The sequence below is a fragment of the Leptospira soteropolitanensis genome, assembly GCF_026151655.1.
Classification (GTDB): Bacteria; Spirochaetota; Leptospiria; order Leptospirales; family Leptospiraceae; genus Leptospira_A; species Leptospira_A soteropolitanensis.
This window is the reverse complement of sequence record NZ_JAMQPN010000064.1, coordinates 1-1,113: the sequence shown is the minus strand read 5'-3', so window position 1 is coordinate 1,113 and position 1,113 is coordinate 1. Positions and strand designations below refer to the sequence as shown.

The 1,113-nt window shown below is 34.1% G+C and carries 1 protein-coding gene; it reads right to left on the bottom strand.

Annotation, left to right across the window (positions count from 1 at the left end):
- Positions 1-154: 154 nt before the first annotated feature.
- Positions 155-1,113: DUF2971 domain-containing protein (locus ND811_RS19305; protein WP_265353622.1), on the bottom strand; the 959-nt coding region annotated here is incomplete at its 5' end.

The window sequence follows — 1,113 nt, the reverse complement described above, 5'->3', positions numbered from 1 at the left end:
TAACGAACTAGGGGAGACGACGTTCCCTGACCCTGAGTCTCGAAGAGACGTTAGGGACTGGCACGTAGTTTGCGGATGCAAACGAGTGACAGAAAGGGAATGTGGCACAGCCCAAGCGAGGCCGTAAGTGCCGAAGCGCAGCGTTTCCCCGCTGTTATGCGTAGTGTTTTAGTTCTTTAAATCGTATTTTCCCGCAAATTAGAGAAGCTTCATAAAATTTTAAATTTTTATAATTTCCATTTTGATAAATTGCTTCCAATATTTTTTTCCTTGTTTTGCTTCCGCAATTTTTTCCGAATATTACAATTTTAAGTTTATCTTCTTCATATTGAATGCTTTGCAATGTAGGGTTCGTTGTTTGGTCATCGGTTAGCAATATCCTAAATTCTTCTTCAGGTGACCATTTAGATTTCTTGTAAAAATATGAATGTAATAATGCTTCTTTATTATTTTTGAAGGGATTGTATGCAATTGATGTGTCTTCTCCATAAAAGACTTCATAAGCGCAGAGCGAGCTTTGATTTTTTCCCGAATCAATGACTGAACCTAATTTAATTTTAAGCTTATTTTTCCTGTGCATGTGTACGAAAGTTTCTGGGTTTCCTATTTCACATTCATATCCAATACAAAATCCATCCATAGGTTTTTTATTTCTCGAATAATTCTGCCACATGTGTATGGATTGATAATTTTCTGTAAGACATAGCATTTTGAATCCTTTCTTATAATCGTCATCATCTGCCTGAAGTATTGGCTTTAATTGTTCTAAGTATTCTTTTTGGGTGGATTTATCATTTGCTAATTTAGCCGCATATTTTTTTAAATTATCGACTTCCTGTGGCTTTGCGTTCGCTAATATCTTCTTTTCAATTTCCTCCTTAGTAGTGCCCCATAAATCCGGTAGGGGATTAATAGTGCAATCTTCTGGATCATTTACTTGTGAAAGTCTAGAAAAGAAGAAATAGTTTTTTTCAATCGATTCTATATTATAATCTCTTCCAGGCATATATTTAAAGATTGTCTTTGTTTGAAAGTCGATTGTTTCAGAGCCATAGATAGTGTTTACTAATCTATTTAGAAATTTTTTAATTTGTTTGATCATATTTTTAAGTA